Source organism: Rhodococcus sp. WS1 (assembly GCF_003797745.1).
In the GTDB taxonomy this organism is placed as follows: domain Bacteria; phylum Actinomycetota; class Actinomycetes; order Mycobacteriales; family Mycobacteriaceae; genus Rhodococcus_F; species Rhodococcus_F erythropolis.
The window spans coordinates 1,580,057-1,595,547 of the sequence record NZ_RKLZ01000002.1; the positions used below are offsets into that span (position 1 = coordinate 1,580,057).

At 62.5% G+C, this 15,491-nt stretch carries 19 protein-coding genes; 9 read left to right on the forward strand and 10 right to left on the reverse strand.

What is annotated here, in order from left to right; all coding sequences use genetic code 11:
* The first annotated feature begins 90 nt into the window (after window positions 1-90).
* Window positions 91-330 carry a LuxR C-terminal-related transcriptional regulator gene (locus tag EEB12_RS20030; RefSeq protein ID WP_020909141.1) on the forward strand — a complete coding sequence of 80 codons (240 nt, stop codon included), beginning with the start codon at window positions 91-93 and terminating at the stop codon, window positions 328-330.
* Between the two features lie 37 nt (window positions 331-367).
* On the opposite strand, the gene EEB12_RS20035 is transcribed toward EEB12_RS20030, so the two are convergent.
* Both EEB12_RS20035 and EEB12_RS20040 read right to left on the reverse strand, forming a co-directional pair.
* The gene (locus EEB12_RS20035; RefSeq protein ID WP_003939753.1) at window positions 368-931 is read right to left on the reverse strand and encodes a GtrA family protein; all 564 of its coding nucleotides are present in this window, start codon (window positions 929-931) and stop codon (window positions 368-370) included.
* 65 nt (window positions 932-996) lie between these two features.
* Window positions 997-2,202 (reverse strand): enhanced intracellular survival protein Eis, encoded by a 1,206-nt coding sequence (locus tag EEB12_RS20040; protein WP_029537021.1) that lies wholly within the window; start codon window positions 2,200-2,202, stop codon window positions 997-999.
* 133 nt (window positions 2,203-2,335) lie between these two features.
* Between EEB12_RS20040 and EEB12_RS20045 the strand changes: the two genes are divergently transcribed.
* On the forward strand, window positions 2,336-3,556 hold the full coding sequence (locus tag EEB12_RS20045; protein ID WP_003939858.1) for a fatty acid desaturase family protein: 1,221 nt from the start codon (window positions 2,336-2,338) through the stop codon (window positions 3,554-3,556).
* Window positions 3,557-3,560: 4 nt separating this feature from the next.
* On the opposite strand, the gene EEB12_RS20050 is transcribed toward EEB12_RS20045, so the two are convergent.
* The 4 genes from EEB12_RS20050 to EEB12_RS20065 all read right to left on the reverse strand — a co-directional run bounded on the left by EEB12_RS20050 (window position 3,561) and on the right by EEB12_RS20065 (window position 6,671).
* A complete protein-coding gene (locus tag EEB12_RS20050) occupies window positions 3,561-4,229 on the reverse strand; it encodes a methionine ABC transporter permease (RefSeq protein ID WP_021345548.1) in 669 nt (222 codons plus the stop codon).
* Complete coding sequence (locus EEB12_RS20055; protein WP_141488375.1) at window positions 4,226-5,227, reverse strand: methionine ABC transporter ATP-binding protein; 1,002 nt, start codon at window positions 5,225-5,227, stop codon at window positions 4,226-4,228. The genes EEB12_RS20050 and EEB12_RS20055 overlap by 4 nt, the downstream gene beginning before the upstream one ends.
* Window positions 5,228-5,239: 12 nt before the next feature.
* Complete coding sequence (locus EEB12_RS20060; protein ID WP_084324961.1) at window positions 5,240-6,097, reverse strand: MetQ/NlpA family ABC transporter substrate-binding protein; 858 nt, start codon at window positions 6,095-6,097, stop codon at window positions 5,240-5,242.
* 115 nt (window positions 6,098-6,212) lie between these two features.
* Window positions 6,213-6,671 (reverse strand): nuclear transport factor 2 family protein, encoded by a 459-nt coding sequence (locus EEB12_RS20065; protein WP_141488376.1) that lies wholly within the window; start codon window positions 6,669-6,671, stop codon window positions 6,213-6,215.
* Between the two features lie 130 nt (window positions 6,672-6,801).
* On the opposite strand from EEB12_RS20065, the gene EEB12_RS20070 reads away from it, so the two are divergent.
* The 6 genes from EEB12_RS20070 to EEB12_RS20095 are packed head-to-tail and all read left to right on the forward strand — an operon-like array spanning window position 6,802 to window position 12,466.
* A complete protein-coding gene (locus tag EEB12_RS20070; protein WP_020970792.1) occupies window positions 6,802-7,968 on the forward strand; it encodes an acyl-CoA dehydrogenase family protein in 1,167 nt (388 codons plus the stop codon).
* Window positions 7,965-8,912 (forward strand): bifunctional MaoC family dehydratase N-terminal/OB-fold nucleic acid binding domain-containing protein, encoded by a 948-nt coding sequence (locus EEB12_RS20075; RefSeq protein WP_141488377.1) that lies wholly within the window; start codon window positions 7,965-7,967, stop codon window positions 8,910-8,912. Before EEB12_RS20070 ends, EEB12_RS20075 begins: the two co-directional genes overlap by 4 nt.
* Window positions 8,912-10,027, forward strand: a complete 1,116-nt coding sequence (locus EEB12_RS20080) for an acyl-CoA dehydrogenase family protein (RefSeq protein WP_141488378.1) — start codon at window positions 8,912-8,914, stop codon at window positions 10,025-10,027. Before EEB12_RS20075 ends, EEB12_RS20080 begins: the two co-directional genes overlap by 1 nt.
* Window positions 10,024-10,452, forward strand: a complete 429-nt coding sequence (locus EEB12_RS20085; protein WP_003940399.1) for a MaoC family dehydratase — start codon at window positions 10,024-10,026, stop codon at window positions 10,450-10,452. The genes EEB12_RS20080 and EEB12_RS20085 overlap by 4 nt, the downstream gene beginning before the upstream one ends.
* Entirely contained in the window at window positions 10,452-11,630 is a 1,179-nt protein-coding gene (locus EEB12_RS20090; RefSeq protein ID WP_141488379.1) for a lipid-transfer protein, read from the forward strand. The genes EEB12_RS20085 and EEB12_RS20090 overlap by 1 nt, the downstream gene beginning before the upstream one ends.
* 14 nt (window positions 11,631-11,644) lie before the next feature.
* Complete coding sequence (locus EEB12_RS20095) at window positions 11,645-12,466, forward strand: MaoC/PaaZ C-terminal domain-containing protein (RefSeq protein WP_141488380.1); 822 nt, start codon at window positions 11,645-11,647, stop codon at window positions 12,464-12,466.
* 110 nt (window positions 12,467-12,576) lie between these two features.
* On the opposite strand, the gene EEB12_RS20100 is transcribed toward EEB12_RS20095, so the two are convergent.
* A complete protein-coding gene (locus tag EEB12_RS20100) occupies window positions 12,577-13,353 on the reverse strand; it encodes an SDR family oxidoreductase (protein ID WP_003940546.1) in 777 nt (258 codons plus the stop codon).
* A gap of 198 nt (window positions 13,354-13,551) precedes the next feature.
* On the opposite strand from EEB12_RS20100, the gene EEB12_RS20105 reads away from it, so the two are divergent.
* Entirely contained in the window at window positions 13,552-14,313 is a 762-nt protein-coding gene (locus tag EEB12_RS20105) for an SDR family NAD(P)-dependent oxidoreductase (RefSeq protein ID WP_020909130.1), read from the forward strand.
* 15 nt (window positions 14,314-14,328) lie between these two features.
* Here the strand turns inward: EEB12_RS20105 and EEB12_RS20110 are convergent, their stop codons facing one another.
* The 3 genes from EEB12_RS20110 to EEB12_RS20115 are packed head-to-tail and all read right to left on the reverse strand — an operon-like array spanning window position 14,329 to window position 15,489.
* Complete coding sequence (locus EEB12_RS20110) at window positions 14,329-14,673, reverse strand: SDR family NAD(P)-dependent oxidoreductase (protein ID WP_019745294.1); 345 nt, start codon at window positions 14,671-14,673, stop codon at window positions 14,329-14,331.
* Between the two features lies 1 nt (window position 14,674).
* Complete coding sequence (locus EEB12_RS30890) at window positions 14,675-14,854, reverse strand: SDR family NAD(P)-dependent oxidoreductase (protein ID WP_020909129.1); 180 nt, start codon at window positions 14,852-14,854, stop codon at window positions 14,675-14,677.
* Window positions 14,851-15,489, reverse strand: a complete 639-nt coding sequence (locus EEB12_RS20115; RefSeq protein WP_021345538.1) for a hypothetical protein — start codon at window positions 15,487-15,489, stop codon at window positions 14,851-14,853. Before EEB12_RS20115 ends, EEB12_RS30890 begins: the two co-directional genes overlap by 4 nt.
* Between the last annotated feature and the right edge of the window lie 2 nt (window positions 15,490-15,491).

Here is a 15,491-nt window from a genome sequence, read left to right on the forward strand (position 1 = left end):
CCAGTCAACAAACGGAGTGACCCTGCGACCATGCTCCGTTTCCATGGGAGTTCGACCGCGCTGAAAGCCTGGAAGTAAGGGACACCACCGATGAAGACTGCTGACTCACCCAGCCTCAGTAGGCGTGAAGTGCAGGTGCTGTTGACCTGGATTCGCTGCGACTCGAAAGCCGAAGTCTCCCGTGAGTTGTACATCGCGGAGGGGACGGTTAATACGCATCTCGCGCGTATTCGAGGGAAGTACGACGAAGTGGGCCGGACAGCCCCGACGAAGATGGCGCTGCTTGCACGGGCCCTTCAGGACGGGCTGATCGGTATCGACGAACTCTGATCGAAGCGCGAGCGATCGGGTGCGTCGATCCGGGACGTCAGTCGAGGGCGGTGGCGTCGGTTGTCGGCGTCTTGGTGCCGGGAGTCGCTTCGATGTCGAGAACGACCTGGCTGTCGGTGGCTTCTTCGGGGAAGACGTACCGACGCATGGCCCACCAGCGGAAGGCCGTCGCCAGCAGGGTCCCGATGATCGATCCGCTGATGAAGTCCGCGAAGTTCTCCATCAACACCGACACCTCGGGTTGACGCAGGTGGAACACGTACCTGGAGGTCCAGAGAGGTACCTGGTTGATGGCCAAACCGATACCCGCGACGATGAAGAACAGAGCGGCCTCGTGATGGCGCTGTCGACCACCGCGCTGAGCAAACGACCATTCGCGGTTGAGGACGTAGGACAGAACCGTCGCGATCAGGACCGCAAGGATGTTGGCCGTCACCGGGTGCTGAGGCAGAACCGTCCACTTGATGCCGAAGAACAGCACCGTGGTGACGATGAAGGCGATGCCGCCGACCACCAGGAACTTGAGCATTTCTGCGTGCGGCAGGACGCGCACGAGAACCCGCTCAGGAAGCCTATTGACCATCTTTTCGACAAACGCCATTGTTCGAGGCTAACCCTGAATACGACCGACGGCACAAATCGTCGATGCCCGTGTCGGCAAGATCATCAGAATCCGTACCCGAGAATTGCGGGCTTCTCTGCGTTGAAAGCGAAGTCGAAATTCCGGATCTCCCGCGGATCGGACGCGTGGAGTCGGTGCGCCGCCGCGAAGGTCTTGGCCTGGTGCTCGCCCAGGTACAAGCTGCTCAGGACATCAGAGGGCATCGTGATCGCGGGCTCCGCGTCAGTGGCCGTACAGGTGGCCTTGCCACCCTTGACCTGAAGTGCAAAAGTTCCGCCGGCCTTCAGGAACGGATCTTCGACCTTGATGACGGTGTCCAGGTCAGCAGCATATTCACGAGCCTCGAGAGCCGCGGGCACGTCCATGATGCGCAGCCACAGTCGATCGGAGCGTGTCGTCGTTCGGGCAAGGCGGTAGTCCGTCAGCATCAGCCGGAGTGGATCGGCAGGATGTTGGCGTGTCTCGATCCGGGTGACGAGGTCGAGGCCGCAGATCGTGCGCCACAGCGCCGCGTGCGCGTCTTCGGTGATCGTCACGAACTCGTCGATCCGGGCGATGCTGTCGCGGCCCTCGCTCGTGTGCCGGTAAGCGATGTATCCGTCCGCGTGTGTCAGAAAGAACAGTCCGGAGGCGCCGTCACGATCCTCGGACGGGTCGGCGAACATATGGTCCCAGAGCGGTTGCGGACGCAATTGAGCGCCGGGTGTCAGCAGTCGCCAGCGATCGTAGATCTCGGGTAGAAGCGTCGAGGCAGCTTTGACGTCGACAATCGACACGCCACCGTTGTCGGGCACCTCGGGGCGGAACCGCGCGAAGCGGCGATCGAGGGTGATGCCCTCGCTGAAGGTGGCCGGGCCGTATCCGAAGCGGTTGTAGATGCCGGCCTCGCTGGCCGTCAGGGCGGCAAGTGGTGCTCCGGTCGACTCGATGTGGGCGTGAAGTGCAGTGAACATCGAGCGTAGGACGCCACGGCGACGGTGAGTCGGTGCGACGGATACCCAGGTGATCCCGCGCGTGGGGAGCTGGCGTCCGCCGGGCACGGTGAATTCCATGTCGATTTCGATGGCCACGCCGACGGGTAGGTCACCGTCGACGGCGAGGATGATGTCCTCGGGCTTGTAGAGCGCCTTCGTCAGTTCGCTGACCGCGGGAGACGGGTGAAAACCGAACCCCACCGAGTCGAGTAGTTGGAGAGCCGGCCAGTCGCTCTCGGTAGCGGTGCGGATGGTGATCTTGTTTTCGGGGCTCACGTATATCGACTTTGGCATAGATTGCGTGAAGACGCACATGAATATCGGGGCTGACGTTTCCGCACCGGCTCCCAGGGGTACCGCCCGACGGACCAGTCCTGCGGCACGGAGAAAACCGATACGGAGAAACACTGTGGCGATCACCGACATCAAGGAATATGCCCATCTCACCGAGGAAGACGTCGAAGCGCTCGGGCGCGAGTTGGACGCCATTCGGCTCGACATCGAGGAGAAGCGCGGCGCGCACGATGCTCGATACATCCAGCGGACGATCGCGTTTCAACGCTCTCTGATGGTGGCCGGCCGCATCGTCTTGTTCGCCAGCAAGAAGAAGCCTGCCTGGATTCTGGGGACTGCGCTGCTTGGGGTCGGCAAGATCATCGAGAACATGGAACTCGGCCACAACATCATCCACGGTCAGTGGGACTGGATGAACGATCCCGAGATTCACTCGAGCAACTGGGAGTGGGACAACACCTGCCCGTCCTCGGGATGGAAGCACTCGCACAACTTCACTCATCACAAGTTCACCAACATCGTCGGCCTCGACAACGATGTCGGCTACGGCATCATGCGCGTCACGCGCGATCAGAAGTGGCACGCCGACTATCTCTTCCAACCGATCACGAATTTCGTGCTGGCGACCCTCTTCGAGTGGGGCGTCGCACTGCATCACCTCGAGACCGACAAGCTTCGCAAGGGCGAGGTGAAGTGGTCCGAGAAATCGGAGATGGCCAAGGACGTCGGAAAGAAGATCGCGCGTCAGGTGGCGAAGGATTACATCCTGTTCCCCGCCCTGACCGGCCCGGCGTGGAAGACCACGTTGACGGCCAACGCCGTTGCAAATCTCATCCGTAACTATTGGAGTTACGCCGTCATCTTCTGCGGGCACTTCCCCGACGGTGCCGAGAAGTTCACGCTCGAGGAATTCGAGAACGAATCCCGCGCTCAGTGGTACTTACGACAGATGCTGGGGTCCGCCAACTTTCATGCCGGCCCCGTCATGGCCTTCATGAGCGGCAACCTCTGCTACCAGATCGAGCATCACTGCTTCCCTGACCTGCCGAGCAATCGGTACTCGGAAATCGCGGTGCCGCTGCGGGACTTGTGTGACAAGTACGACCTCCCGTACACCACCGGGCCGCTGTGGAAGCAGTACGGATTGACGCTGAGGACCATCTGGAAGTTGTCGCTGCCCAACAGGTTTCTCTCCGCGTCCCAGGACGATGCTCCGGAGACACACTCGGAGTTGAAGTTCCGCATCCGCGGCGGAATCAAGGAAGTCTTCGGCGTCGATCCGCAGACCGGTAAGCGGCGCGGCCTGCGAACTGCGATCGCGATGGTGTCGAGCTGATCGGTTACCGCTTGTGTGCCATCGAACGAACTACGAGATCGCCGGTCGACTGGATTGCTTGAACCAACACGATCAAGATCACGACAGCGACGAACAACACCGGGGTGTTGAATCGTTGGTAGCCGTACTTGATCGCGAAGTCGCCGAGACCGCCGGCGCCGATGGCGCCTGCCATGGCCGAGAAACCGATCAGCATCACCGCCGTCAGGGTTGCTCCGGCTACCAATCCCGGAACTGATTCGGGCAGTAGCACTTTGACGATGATGTCCTTGTCGGTGGCGCCCATGGATCGTGCTGCTTCGACGCGTCCGGAATCGACCTCACGCAGTGCGTTCTCGACGACGCGAGCGAAGAAGGGCACCGAGCCGATGGTCAGCGGGACGATCGCTGCCGTCGCCCCGAGCGCTGTTCCGACGATCGCCCGCGTCGCCGGGATGAGGAGGACCAACAAAATGACGAACGGCAGCGAACGGCCGATGTTCACCACGGTGCCCAGTACCGAATTGAGAACGCGGTTCGGACGGATTCCGTCGGGCGCGCTCGCGTGCAACAGAACGCCGAGGGCGATACCGATGATCACGGTGAGCACGAACGAGACGCCGACCATGTAGAGCGTGTCGAGTAGGGCTTCCCATGCTTCGCCCAGGGAATCCTGCCAGGACGTCTTGTTCATGAGAACGTCACCTTCACTCCGCGCTGCGAAAGATGTTCTTCGACAGACTTTCTTGTCTCTTCGTCGTTGGCGAGTCCGGTGTGCGAGGCGAACTCCACGCGAAGGCGGCCGACCTGATGGGCTCCGATGTCCTCGATACCGCCGGAGATCACGGTGACGTCGACATCGAGATCGCGCGAGAGTTGGGAAATCACAGGCGAGGTCGACAGCGAATCGACAAAGGTGAGGAGTGCCGGAATTCCGGTCGGGGACGTTCGCACCGTTCCCGTCGGCAGTATCGCCTCGCCGAGGGGTGAGTCCGGGTCCGCAACCAGTTCGGTGAGCGTTCCCTCGTCGACGATGCGTCCCTGGTCGATCAGGGCGGCGCGGTGACAAATCCGTCGAACCACGTTGAGCTCGTGGGTGATCAGAACAATGGTCACACCCAGACGTCGATTGAGGTCGGCGAGCAGGTCGAGGATCGAATCGGTCGTATCCGAGTCGAGGGCGCTAGTGGCTTCGTCGCACAGGAGGACATCGGGAGAAGCCGCCAAGGCCCTCGCGATCCCGACCCGTTGTTTCTGTCCGCCGGACAGTTGCGAAGGGAAGGCGTCACGTCGGTCTTCCAGGCCGACCAACTCGATCAGCTCGTCGACGCGGGCACGGCGATCTGCCCGCGAGTACCCCGCCACTTCGAGAGGAAAGGCGATGTTGGCGGCGACCGAGCGGGAGTGCAGCAGGTTGAAATGCTGGAACACGACACCGATCCGCTTGCGTGCATCGCGCAACTGCGCCGGGCTCAACGCGGTCAGATCGGTGTCGCCCAACAGAATCCGGCCACTGGTCGGGCGTTCGAGCAGGTTGAGGCAGCGCAGCAGAGTCGATTTACCGGCGCCGCTTTTGCCGATGATGCCGAAGATTTCGCCGTCTTCGATTTTCAGCGACACGGAATCGAGTGCATGCAGAACTTTTGTGCCGCTGCCGTATTCCTTGGAGACCGATTCGATCGAGAAGACCATGACGGGTCTCGATCAGGTAGCGCTGGCCGGAATGACCGAGCCCTGGTAGGTCTGCTCGATGAACGTCGCGACGTCGGTGGACGTCAACGCCTCGGCCAACTTCTGCACTCGCGCATCGTTTTCGAGGGAGGTACGAACCGTCAGGACGTTGGCGTACGGGTTGCCCTCGGCCTTCTCGAGCACCAGTGCGTCCTTGGCGGGATTGAGGCCGCCTTCGATTGCGTAGTTGCCGTTGATGATTGCAAGATCGACATTTCCGTCGTCGAGAGTGCGCGGAAGCTGCGGGGGATCGACCTGGGTGAACGTGAGTCCCTTGGGGTTGTCGATGATGTTCTTCTCGCTGATCTGCGTGATGTCGGTGCCGGGGGCGCCCAACTGCTGATCGAGCTTGATCAAACCGGCCTGCTGCAGCAGGTACAGCCCACGGGCGAAGTTCGTCACGTTGTTGGACAACGCGACCGTTGCGCCCTGGCGCAGGTCGGCCACGTTGGTGACCTTCTTGGAATATGCACCGAGGGGCTCGACGTGGACCTTCGCCACGGCGACCAGGTCGTCGACACCCTTTTCCTTCGACCACGATTCCTGGTACGGCACGTGCTGGAAGAAGTTGGCGTCGGTGTCGCCCGCTTCGAGCACCTCGTTGGCGTCGAGGTCGCCGGTGATCTCGCTGACCTCGATCTTGGTGTCGCCGAGCAGGCCCTTTTCTTCGACGAACTTCAAGATCTCGGCGTGCGGAACCGAAGAAGCGACGATGCGAAGGGGCGCGTTCTCATCGGAGGAACTGTCGCTCGAGCACGCTGCGACGGTTCCGACTGCGACGGCGGCCACTGCGAAGGCAGCGAGGAATCTTCTGGTGCGCGAGCGTGACATGTGAATCTCCAAGACATAGCCGAACGTCACGCCGAGATGGCGTGACAGTTGCTGAACGCTAGCCCGGTAAACCTCCCGTGAGGAGATACAGAATCACCGCGATTTTTTCCTGTACCTATTGTCCGAGCAGGATGACCGGAACGTCCTCGGCAAAATCGACTACCAATTCACGACGCGAGAACAACCAGGTGCCGTCGACCTTTTCGAAGCTGTCCTGATAACGAATCTCGATCCGGTTGTCCCGGTGGCCCTCGCCCCGCGGATAGATGTGGTGAGCGGAGCAGTAGGCCTCACCGTGCGCGGTGGTGGGGCTGTCGAGGTCGAGGATCTGCTGCTCGACGATGTGCCGGGTCGAGTGCAGATGTGAGACGGCGTCGACCACCGAACTGCTGACGACGGTGTTCCCACGTATCTCCGTCGGCGCATCCGTTCCGTTCAATGCCGGCGGCAAGACGAATGCCACGTCGTCAGTGAAGAGAGCCGCAAGCGCGGTGGTGTTTCGGCGGTCGACGGCCTGTGCATACCTGGCGGCCAAGTCGGTGAGAGCGACGCGATCCGAGGAGTCCATGGGCATATCTCACCCTATGTGACGCCGCTCATGTTTCGGCTTCCCGCTCAACGAGACATTCACAGCGCCCACCTGGGCATCTGGTTAGCGTCCAGACCAAGAGTTGCCAGCCATGAATGCCATAGGAGAAACAGCGATGGATCTGAGGGAATCGCCCGAGCAGCAGGAGCTCCGCAAGGAGTTGCGCGCGTACTTCGCGGCGCTGCTGCCGGAAGAGAAGCGTCGCGCGGCCGGCGAGCAAGGTGTGGGCGGCGAGTACTTCCGCGAGATCGTGAAGTTGCTGGGTAAGGACGGCTGGCTCGGCATCGGTTGGCCCAAGGAATTCGGTGGACAGGGCCGCTCCATCGAAGAACAGTTCGTGTTCTTCGACGAGGTTCAGCGCGCGGGACTGCCGTTCCCCTTCGTGACGGTCAATACCGTCGGGCCGACGTTGATGAAGTACGGCACCGAAGAGCAGAAGGAACGATTCCTGCCCGGCATTCTTGCCGGCGACATCGTCTTCGCCATCGGCTACACCGAGCCCGAGGCCGGCACCGACCTCGCATCACTCAAGACTCGTGCGGTTCTCGACGGTGACGAGTGGATCGTCGACGGCAACAAGATCTTCACCAGTGGCGCAAACACCGCCGACTACGTGTGGCTGGCCTGCCGCACCGACGCGGACGCCCCCAAGCACAAGGGCATCTCGATCCTGATCGTCCCCACGGAGGACGCAGGCTTCGAGTGGTCACCGATCAACACCGTCGGCGGTTTGATGGTGACGTCCACGTACTACTCCGGCATTCGTGTTCCGTCGAAGGACGTTGTCGGCGAGGTCAACGGCGGCTGGCAGCTCATCACCGCTCAGCTCAATCACGAACGAATCGGCTTGGCGGCCATCGGTGGTCGCACGTACGGTCTGTGGAACCTGGTTCTGGACTGGGCCAAGGAAAACGGCGCCATCAACATCCCGTGGGTGCAGCAGGACTTCGCTCGTACACACGCCAAGCTCGAGGCCATGCGACTGCTGAACTGGAAGATGACGGCAGCCGTCGCACAGGACACGCTCTCCGGAGCCGACGCCGGCGCTACCAAGACGTACGGGACCGAGACTCACGTCGACGTCTACCGCACCCTGCTCGGAATTCTCGGCTCCGCCGGACGCATCCGCCCCGAGTCTCCGGGCGCTTTGCTTGCCGGTCAGATCGAGCAGATCTCCCGTCAGGGTGTTGTCAATACCTTCGGCGGCGGCGTCAACGAGGTTCTGCGTGACATGGTCGGCACCATCGGCTTGGGACTCGTTCGCGAAAAGAGGGTCAAGTGAGCGACATTTCGGCGCAACTCGACGCTTTTGTCGGCCAGACGCTTGTTCCCACAACCTGGGGGCCAGACGAGGTCAACATCCCCATGATCCGGCATTGGGCCGAGACCATGGGCGATACCAACCCCGTTTACCTCGACGACGACGCTGCCCGCGCCACCGGCCGTGACGGCGTCGTCGCTCCCGCTCAGATGCTTCAGGTTTGGATCATGCGGACGTTCACCGACAAGATGGCGGGCAACGACCCGTCACAGGTGTGGACCGATCTGATCGCCACCCTCGACGCGGCCGGCTACAGTTCCGTCGTCGCCACCGATTCCGATCAGGAGTTCTTCGCCGAACTGCGCCCAGGCGATCGCGTGAACTACACCGAGGTCATCGAGTCGATTTCCCCTGAAAAGAAGACCGGACTCGGCGTCGGACACTTCGTGACGACGCTCAAGACGTACCGCAACGGCGACGACGAAGTTGTCGGCACCCAACGGTGGCGGACGCTGCGGTTCAAGCCTCAGGAAGCTGCTGCACCGGAGGCGCCGCGCGCACTGCGTCCGCGTCCGGCTCTCAACGCGGACAACGCTTTCTGGTTCGAAGCGGCCAAAGAGCACCGTCTGGTGATCCAGCGCTGCAGGTCCTGCAAGGCGTTGCGTCATCCCACCGGCCCGATGTGCGGCGAGTGCCAGTCACTCGAGTGGGACACGATCGACGCGTCGGGGCGTGGCACGGTGTACAGCTTCGTGGTCAATCATCACCCCAAGATCGACGCGTTCGACTACCCGCTCATCGTTGCGGTAATCGAACTCGAAGAGGGAACCCGATTGATCGCCAACATGGTGGGTATCGCGCCCGAAGATGTCGTGGTCGACATGCCCGTGGAACTTGACTGGATCGACGCCGACCCGGATCTGACGCTTCCCGCGTTCCGGCCGGCCGTACGCGAGGAGCACTGATGGACTTCAATTTCAGCGAAGAGCAGGACGCGATTCGCTCACTGGCCGACGAGGTCTTCACCAGCAAGGCAACGATCGAGCGCACCAAGGAGATCGAACTTTCCGCCGAGCGTGTCGACCGCGAACTGTGGCGAGAACTCGCGAGTACCGGCCTGCTCGGTATCGCACTGCCCGAGGAGTTCGGCGGCGGCGGACTCGGCTTGTCCGAGCTGTACGCACTGCTGGAGGAGCAGGGCCGTCACGTTGCGGCCGTGCCGATCTGGGAAACGATCCTTGCGGCATTGGCTGTCAACGAGTTCGGTTCCGATTCCCTTCGTGCCGAGCTCCTTCCGAGTGTTGCCGACGGCAGTCGATTCCTGACCGTCGGGCTCGAGGAATTCGGGCCGTACACGGGCGGCGACCCGCTGACCACGGCCGAGCAGGACGCCGACGGCAACTGGACCGTGACGGGTGAGAAGGCAGTAGTGCCGATGACTCACGTCGCGAACCTTGCTCTCGTTTCGGCAACCGCTTCCACCGGTACGGCACTGCTGCTGGTGGACCTGAGCGCCGAAGGAGTGACGCTCGAGCAGACGCAGTCCACCAACTGGGAGATCTGTGCCAACGTCACCTTTGCCGGTGCCCCCGCGCAGCTGATCGGTGCGGCCGATGGTAAGACGGTTCCGTGGCTGATCGACCGAGTTGAACTGGCGTTGGCCGCAATTCAATGGGGTGTCGGCTCGGGTGCAGTCGCGCAGGCTGTCACGTACCTGAACGGCCGCAAGCAGTTCGGCCGTCCGCTGGCGACCTTCCAGGCCGTCAATCATCAACTCGCTGACTGCTACATCGATCTCGAAGCGATGAGGGTGACACTGTGGCAGGCCGCCTGGCGTATCTCCGAGGGACTGGATCTCGGCACCTCGGTACTCGTCGCCAAGTGGTGGGCAACCGACGGCGGACAGCGCGTCGTGCATCGCACCACGCATGTTCACGGCGGTATGGGCGTCGACACCGACTACCCGGTTCACCGTCACCTCTTGTGGGGCAAGCAGATTGCTGCCACCCTCGGCGGTTCCAGCTCCGATCTCGCGCGTCTGGGTGCGCAGCTCGCATCCGGTGTGGAGGTGCTCGCATGACCGTTCTTGCCGGTCGTAGTTACGCAGACGTCGTTGTCGGAGAGGCATTGCCCGAGTTGGCGATCCCGTTGACCCGTACGTTGATCGTCGCCACGGCAATCGCCACTCGCGATTTTCAGGACGTGCACCACGATCCGAGCCTGGCCCAAGAGCGCGGATCCAAGGATGTCTTCATGAACATCCTCACGAGCAACGGTCTTGTCGGTCGATACGTCACGGACTGGGCCGGATCTGCATCGACCTTGCGCCGCATCGCCATTCGTCTCGGGGCGCCCAACTACCCGGGTGACACCATGACGATGACCGGTGAGGTCGTGTCCAAGGAAGATGGAGTGGTCGTGGTCAAGGTGCAGGGTGCAAACAGCCTCGGCAATCATGCATCCGGCACCGTCGCAGTCGCTTTCAAGGAAGAGGAGAGGCCCTGATGGCGATCAGCCCACTCTCGGGAACCGCCGCCATCGTCGGCATCGGATCCACCGAGTTCTCCAAGAACTCCGGCCGCACCGAACTGCAGTTGGCGTGTGAGGCCATCGTCGCGGCACTCGCTGACGCCGGTATCGACCCGTCCGAGGTCGACGGTCTGTCCACCTACACGTCGGAGACGAACGGCGAAGCCATTGTGGCTCGCAACTGTGGCCTCGGCGAGCTGAAGTTCTTCTCGCGCATTCACTACGGCGGCGGCGCCGCGTGTGCCACCGTGCAGCAGGCGGCCATGGCAGTTGCGACGGGTGTTGCCGACGTCGTGGTTTGTTACCGCGCCTTCAACGAGCGCTCCGGTGTGCGCTACGGCCTTGGGCAGCACGATCGACCCATGGACAGCACCGCGGATCGCGCGGCATATGCGTGGATGACTCCGCAGGGATTGTCGACTCCCGCTCAGTGGGTCGCCATGTTCGCCCGCCGCTACATGCACCAGTACGGTGCGACGAGTGAGGACTTCGGACGAGTTGCAGTGGTGGCGCGCAAGCATGCCGCCAACAACCCGGCTGCCTGGTTCTACGAGCGTTCGATCACACTCGAGGACCATCAGAACTCGCGCTGGATCGCCGAGCCTCTGCACCTGCTCGACTGCTGCCAGGAAACCGACGGCGGCCAGGCATTGGTCATCGTGTCTGCCGAGCGCGCAAAGGATCTGGCCAACAAGCCCGTCATCATCAAGGGCGCCGCTCAGGGCAGTAGCAAGGATCAGCACATGATGACCAGCTACTACCGTCCTGACATCTCGGGTATCCCGGAGATGGGCCTGGTTGCTCGTCAGTTGTACGGCCAGAGCGGCCTGACCCCTGATGACATCAACGCCGCGATTCTGTACGACCACTTCACCCCGTTGGTGCTTCCGCAGCTCGAAGAACTGGGCTTCTGCAAGCCAGGCGAAGCCAAGGACTTCATTCGCGAAGGCAACCTCGAGATCGGTGGACGCTTGCCGTCCAACACTCACGGTGGTCAGGTCGGCGAGGCATACCTGCACGGCGTCAACGGAATTGCCGAAGGTGTGCGACTGGTCCGAGGAACGTCGACCAATCAGCCCGCCGGAGTCGAAAACGTCTTGGTCACAGCCGGAACGGCAGTGCCCACCAGCGGTCTCGTTCTGGGCGCTGTTTAAGAGAGGAAATGACAGTGACAACTTCGGAAGCTGCGAAGACCGCCGGCGATTGGCGCGGAGCCGATCTCGGCACCCGCACCGTGGCGTACACCGAGCGCGACGCGATCTTGTACGCACTCGCCGTGGGCGCCAAGTCAACCGAGCTGGACCTCGTCTTCGAGGATCAGCTTCGGGTACTGCCGACTTTTGCTCTGACGCTGGCACAGTGGGCTCCCGACGCTCTGGGCTCGGCGGGCGCCTTCGACACCTCGACGGCACTGCACGGCTCGCAAGAGTTGAAAGTGCTTGCTCCGCTTCCGCGTAGCGGCGAGGTGACGTTGAAGGCTTCGGTCGGCGAGGTGTGGGACAAGGGCGCAGCAGCGGTGTTCGAAGTGAAGGTCGAGTGCGAGTACTTCGTCGCGACCTGGTCACTTTTTGCTCCCGGTGCCGGTGGATTCGGCGCAGAACGTGGACCCTCACGTCCGGCGGAGCCGACCGGTGAGCCTTCGCTGACCGGTGTGCTGACCACAGCGGAGAACCAGACGGCGATGTACCGGCTCCTGGGCGACATGCACCACATCCACATCGATCCCGAGGCTGCGGCGCGGATCAATCAGCCGCGTCCGATCATGCACGGGCTGTGCACGTTGGCTGCCAGCACGCTCGAGCTTGCCCGGGTCGCCGGAGTGCATCCGGCAGACCTCGTGAGCCTCGAGGGTCGATTTGCGGCGGCTATTCATCCGGGTGAGGCGCCGTCCATCGTTGCGTGGGGTACTCCTGACGACCTGGCCTTCCAGGTGCACAAGGATGGTCAGGTAGCGATTTCCGGTGCGCGAGTGAGCTTCTCCGCTCGCTAGCATCCGCAGACTCAACTGCGGGGCGCTTGACCCCCCGTCGCGCCTCGCAGTTGTTTGCACGAAGAAGCAGCCCCTGAGCGATTCGCTCAGGGGCTGCTCTGTGCTTGTGTTCAGTCCTGATGGGTCGCCATGTAGCGAGCCGGGTACTCACCGCCGCCGTGAACGGCGATGTCGGCGCCGTTGACGTACGAGGAGAGTGGGCTCGCCAGGAACAGGCAGGAGTTTGCGATATCGGCCGGGACGGCCATGCGCTCCATCGGAATGGTCCTGGTGACCGCCGCGCCGCCGTCGGCGCCGTAGACCTCGGCGGCAGCCTCGGTACGGATCAGGCCGGTGGTGATGTGGTTGATCCGGACCTTCGGCGCCCATTCGAGGGCCAATGCCTTGGTCAGAACGAGGAGGCCGGCCTTGGCTGCGCTGTACGCCGCGGTTCCGGGCTGCGGATCGATTGCCGAGACACTGCCGATGTTGATGATGGCACCGCCGTCGTCCTGAGTCTGCATCACTGCGTTGGCGGCCTGGGCAACGTTGAAGGGTGCCAACAGGTTCAGGGCCACGATCTTCTCGACGAAGCGGGGTGACACCGTCGCAGCATCGGCATCGGGGGAGCCGCCGGCGTTGTTGACCAGGACGTCCAGACGGCCGAAGCGCTCGACGGCATCCTGGACGAGGGCTGCGGCGTCGGCGGGATCGCGGACGTCAGTGGCGCGAAAGGCTGCGCTACGGCCGTCGGCGGTGGGTAGGTTTTCGGGCTCGTTACGGCCACAGACCAGCACGTTCGCACCCGCGGCGAGGAAGGTTTCGGCGATGACGTAGCCGATGCCTTTGGTGCCGCCGGTGACGATCACCGAGCGTCCGCTGAAATCGACGGGGTTGGGCAGTGTCACGGTGGAGCCTTCCTGGTGCGGTGCCGAGCTGAATTGCCGCCCAATGTGATTGACGCGACGTGGTCGCACACCTTAGGGTCAAGCAAGTGCTTGGTTGTTTTGTAGGTCGAGTGTAGACGACAAACGGCGGCAGTCACCAGAATCGACCGGTCCCTCCCGCAAAGGGACCTCTGCGTCGACAGACATTGGAGTAGTCACATGGGCAAGCTCGAAGGCAAAGTTGCACTCATCACGGGTGCGGGTCAGGGAATCGGGCAGGGGATTGCCCTGGCCTTGGCCAAAGAGGGCGCCGTGATCGCCGTTGCCGGTCGCACCGAATCCAAGTTGCACACCACCTGCGGACTACTCGCTGACATCGGTGCGCGCGGTGAGGCCGTGGTTTGTGACGTCAGTAAGAAGGACGACATCACGGCGGCCGTGGACCGAACCGTCGAACTGTTCGGCGGAATCGACATCCTGGTCAACAACGCCAACGACTGCAAGCCCGGCCCGCTCTTGAGCGTGCTGGACGAAGACTTCGAGCGTTCTTTCGCGACGGGCCCACTCGCCACCCTGCGCATGATGCAGGCGTCGTACCCGCACATGAACAGTCGTGGGGGCGGCGTCATCATCAACATGGTCACCTCGGCAGCCGTGCGCTGGGATGCGAGTAACTACGGCGCTTACGGTTCCATCAAGGAAGGCATGCGCTCGTTGACCCGCGCTGCCGCCTGCGAATGGGGCAAGGACAACATCCGCGTTCTCAACGTCGCCCCGCACGCCAAGACCCCCGCGTTGCAGTGGTGGATGGACAAGAATCCGGAAGAGGCGGCGGCTTTTGTCGCGGGTATCCCGCTGGGACGCGTCGGAGATCCCGAGACCGACATCGGTCGTGCCGTCGTCTTCCTCGTCAGTGAAGACGCCGGTTACCTGACGGGTGCCACGATCCCGCTCGACGGCGGTCAGTCGCGCTGGGGCTGACCGCCATCGACTCGATCAGGTCATCACGGCGCCGCCGTCGACGGCAATCGTCTGCCCGGTGACGTTGCGAGCCTTGTCGCTGAGCAAGAACGCGACCATCTCGGCGATGTCTCCGGGCGTCTGGGCTCGACCCATCGGAACCATTTGGGCAACAAAAGAATCGAAGACATCAGCATCGGAAACGCCCGCTAGTGCAGCATCGCGCCGACGCAGTTCCTTGATGGTTCGCAGCCACATGTCGGTGAGGATCAGCCCGGGCATGACCGTGTTCGAACGGAGCCCTCGAGTCGCGCCGATCCGGGCGACGCTGTGACTCATCTCGATCACGGCGGCCTTCGACGGTCCGTAGTGCGCGAGCATGTCACCGCCCAAGCGGGCACCGATCTACGCCAAGGCTTTCCAGGCGTGCTGCGGTGTCGGCGAGTGCAGCCTCTTCGATGTCGAGTAGAAGCAGGGTGCCGAAGTCCTCGGCAAGCCGCTCGGCAATAGCGGCGCCCAACCCGGCCGCTGCGCCCGTGACAATGGCTACGGGCGCGCTCACGGCAGGTGCGTTTCGAGCAGTGGGGCAAGCAGTTCGGCTGCGCGCGCTGCCGTGATGACCTCGCTCGGATCCACCTTGGTGACGACTTTCGAAGCAGAATCTTCGTAGACGTGCTCACCGATGAGTCGACCCTGCTCGTCGTACGGCCAGACGAATGCCAAGGTCCGACGTACGAGATACCAACCGTCGGAGTCGATGCCCGACGACTGTTCAGGGGCTGCGGACGTGGATCCGCCCGATTCGTGCACCGCGCCGAACACCCCGTCTCCGAGGATCGATCCAGGAACGAATTGACTGAAGAGTGTCTCACCCGAGAACCCGCTGTCCGATACCGCGAAGTCGGACTTCCCGGTCCACATGACAAGGGTGTCCGTCTCGGCGAGTGACTGGTAGAAGTTGGTGACGGCGTCCATGCCGTCGAGGACAATCGACTGACCGTCTTCGAACAACCGGTAGACGGGTTCTTCGACGGTCATGTCCGGCGAGAGGATTTCCTTGTAGCGACCGGAGACCTCGAGCAAGGCGTGGCGTCGGTAGTTACGGAGGATCTTCTGGTGCCGCGGATTGTCGATGGTTTCCAATTGCTTTTCGACGCCATCCATCATGTGGACGAATTCGTGCTCGTACTTGCTCATCA